This window comes from Atribacterota bacterium (assembly GCA_028703475.1).
Taxonomy (GTDB): domain Bacteria; phylum Atribacterota; class Phoenicimicrobiia; order Phoenicimicrobiales; family Stramentimicrobiaceae; genus JAQVMU01.
In genome coordinates this window covers 4,857-8,290 of the sequence record JAQVMU010000073.1, presented here as the reverse complement: position 1 = coordinate 8,290, position 3,434 = coordinate 4,857, and the positions used below count along the sequence as shown (strand labels likewise).

Genomic DNA, 3,434 nt, shown 5'->3' with positions numbered 1-3,434 from the left:
CATCATTATAACCTGGAAGAATTAGCTGAAACTCGCTATGTTCTTAATGGCTTATTACCGTCTATTGAGAGTATTTGGGCTAAGTCAAAGGTAGGCAGTCCTCAAAAAACACTTTTAGAAAGAAGAATTAAAGCTTTTAAACTTGCTGTCCAGGCAATTGATGATATATCTAATGGGGAATGGTAGTTTTTTAATTCCAATTAGTAGTAAAATATAAATACTTTCCAGGAGGTAAATAAAAATGAGTAGGAAAAATAACACATTATTTATCTTGTTACTATTATTGATAATGATGACATTTTTATTACCTGGCTGTAACGCAGTGGAACCCAGAATAAATTTAGCTGAAGTCACTGAAATTGATATACTGATATTAGAATCATTTCCCGTACAGGTTCATGTAGTTGCCAGTGGCAATCTTCCCAATCCCTGTACCAAAATTTATGAGATTATACAAAGTAGAGAAGGGAATAATTTCTTTGTAACAATTAAAACAAAATCTTCTTTACTGCCTTGTATTCAGGTGATAGCTCCCTTTGAAGAAACTATTGCTTTAGATGTGTATGGTCTATCGGCAGGGACTTACACCGTGAATGTCAATGGCATTGAAGACACCTTTACTTTAGAAATAGATAATATTTATCAGACAATATGAAACAGTAACCAGTCTTGAGTATCGTGTATATAGTAAAAGAAAATAAAAAGCAAAAACCAATACATATTCTTACGATTTATTTTAGCACAGATTAACATTTAATTCCCTCCCCTTAAGGAAAAAGATCCACCCACCTTGTCTCTTCCCGTCAAGTAGCAAATTGCCTCTTTTCTCACATCCTACTTGATGTGGGAGCTCTCCCTTTTCTTGTCTCCTCCCTTGAAGGCAGTATCATACTTTCTTATTTCCTTCTCCTTGAAAGGGGATTTTCTATTTCTTGTCTTTTTAACATTGAGGGGGATTAAGTCTTTTCTCACTTTTTTCCTTGAGGTAGTATTTCCCATTTCTCGTCTCCTCCCCCTTGAGGGGGGAGGATTAAGGTGGGGGTGAAACCTATAAGTTATGTTATTTTCTGTCATTGTCCAGATTTCTCTCTTTTTTGCCATTGCGAGCAGGCTTAAGCCTGCGTAGCAATCTCATCCATTTAAGCTTGAATTCTTAATATTAGTCTGATAACTGAAAACCATTATTATTAATTGGTAAACCGGTTCACTGGCTAATTGGTTAATTATCTGGACTGGCAGACCGGGTGACTGGAAGACCGGTAGACTAGAGTATTGTCATTGCGATCGACCAAAGGGAGTGAAGCAATCTCATCCATTTATACCCAGCGTGTTCTCCCTTTTGTCGTTGCGAGGAGTAAAGCGACGAAGCAATCTCATCCACTTAAGCTTGATTCTTAGTCTGAAAACTAAAAACTGTAAACTGACAACCATTATTCTTATTTCTCTTGCAATTTACATTTCTAATTTGCTAAAATGATAAAAGTTATTGTAATAAAAATAGTAACGATTGTAGTATTTTCCCACTATTAGATTGATCTCTGCTATGTTGAAAAATTTTAAATAATTCCTGACAGCATGTAGTCAGAATTATATGTTAATATAAAAGCATTAGTATTAATGTTAATAAGAGAAAAATAAATTTTGGGGTGATGTATGTCTAAAGAAGAAAAGTTTTTCAATGCATTAAAAGATATATTTGTAGGAGCTAAGGTAGAAGGAGAGTCCGGTTATATCAATTTAATGCGCATTAAATCCAGATATTATGAACAAGACGTTTTTCCAAAATTACAACAAAATATTAATAAAGCTACAGAAAGTTTTCCTGAATTTAGAGAAGAACTTTTTGATAAACTTTATACCTTTTTTGAATCCTACTTTTCTGAAAGTGGCTCAATTTATTTCAGATACACCCCAATTCACAAGAATGTTTATGAAAAAGTCTATACAGATGATAAAGATGTAATGCTCTTCTGGAAAACTCATATGCTCTATTATGTTAAAACAGACCGGCTTTTTAAAAATTTGGAAGTTAGATTACCAGCTGAATTGAAAGACGATGAATCAGAAAACAAGAGTGATTATAAGTTTTTCTTTGATGTTTCTAATCTCCAACATAAAAAAGCAAATGAAAAGCGAGAAGTAATATATGAATTTAAAGAAATAAGGAAAGATAATGTTCCTGTTTTTAATGTTTCTTATTCGGAAAGAGGAAGAATTACCAAGATAAATGAGATTATAAAATCTTTAAAAAAAGAAGATATTAAAATTAATGAGGATATTTTAGAACAGGCTTTTAGAGTTTTTGAGAAACAGAGTGAAGTAGACTATTTTATCAACAAGAATGCCCGGGAATTTTTAAGAGAGCAATTTAATATGTGGCTTTATCAGTACGTCTTTTCCGGGGAAAGCAAATGGACAGAAAAAAGAATAAAGCAAATACAGGTATTAAAAGAGATCGCCTTTAAAATTATTGATTTTATCAGTCAATTTGAAGATGAGTTGGTTAAAATTTGGAATAAGCCTAAATTTGTGAGGAACTCTAACTATGTAATAACATTGGACAGAATTGTAAAAAATTATCCATCTATGAAAGGGTGGGGAAAATTCCCCTCTGAGAGAGGGGATCAAGGGGTGTTTAATCCAGGGGTAGTAAAATGGAATGAATTACCCTATAATCCAAATCTAAAACAAAAAGCAAGGGAATTAAGAAAAGCAAGGAATTTATCAGAGGTTTTATTGTGGAAGCAGATAAAAAATAAACAGTTATTGGGATTAGATTTTGACAGACAGAAAATCATTGGCGATTATATTGTTGATTTTTATTGCAAAAATTTAGGTGTTGTTATAGAAATTGACGGTCTAAGTCATGATGGGAAAATTGAATATGATGCAAGAAGAGATGAATATTTTAAAGGCCTAGGGCTTAAAATTATTCATTTGTCCGATTTAGACGTGAAGAAAAACTTAGAAGGAGTGGTTGATTTTTTAAAGAATAAATTGAACACCCCGTCTGCTAACGCAGACACCCCTCTAGATACCACTAACCCCTACAAAAGAAGTGCAGAGGGGAATTTAATAGAAAAAATTATTAAGCACCCAAATATAAATGAGCAAATTGACGAATGGAAAGAGTTGGGAATCATAGATAATAACTTCAACAAAGATGAAATTATTGAAAACAATTTAACCGAGAAACATCTAAATCCCAAATATAAGTATTTTCCTATAGATACAAAATATTTCAAAGATCTAGAAATTGAAATTTTAAACCTGTTTGAGGATTTGGATAATTCTTTAGATGGTTGGCTGATTAAAAGTGAGAATTATCAAGCTTTAAATACAATACTGCCAAAATTCAAAGAAAAAGTGCAGACTATTTATATTGATCCTCCATTTAATTTAGACTCTTCAGACCAATTTTTATATCGAACCAA

4 protein-coding genes are annotated in these 3,434 nt (G+C 32.4%); 3 read left to right on the top strand and 1 reads right to left on the bottom strand.

Annotation, left to right across the window (positions count from 1 at the left end):
* Both PHQ99_07210 and PHQ99_07205 read left to right on the top strand, forming a co-directional pair.
* Positions 1-186 (top strand): hypothetical protein (locus PHQ99_07210; protein ID MDD4289357.1); only part of this gene is annotated, 186 nt, incomplete at its 5' end.
* 55 nt (positions 187-241) lie between these two features.
* A complete protein-coding gene (locus tag PHQ99_07205) occupies positions 242-655 on the top strand; it encodes a hypothetical protein (protein ID MDD4289356.1) in 414 nt (137 codons plus the stop codon).
* Positions 656-834: 179 nt separating this feature from the next.
* Here PHQ99_07205 and PHQ99_07200 read toward each other — a convergent pair whose 3' ends face one another.
* Positions 835-999, bottom strand: a complete 165-nt coding sequence (locus PHQ99_07200; GenBank protein MDD4289355.1) for a hypothetical protein — start codon at positions 997-999, stop codon at positions 835-837.
* Positions 1,000-1,653: 654 nt separating this feature from the next.
* Between PHQ99_07200 and PHQ99_07195 the strand changes: the two genes are divergently transcribed.
* On the top strand, positions 1,654-3,434 hold a 1,781-nt coding region (locus PHQ99_07195), incomplete at its 3' end, for a DUF559 domain-containing protein (protein ID MDD4289354.1).

What these genes read in the sequence shown, in the direction of transcription:
- PHQ99_07205 (MDD4289356.1), top strand. Translation starts at nt 242, where the DNA reads ATGAGTAGGAAAAATAACACATTATTTATCTTGTTACTATTATTGATA.
- PHQ99_07200 (MDD4289355.1), bottom strand. Translation starts at nt 999, where the DNA reads ATGGGAAATACTACCTCAAGGAAAAAAGTGAGAAAAGACTTAATCCCC.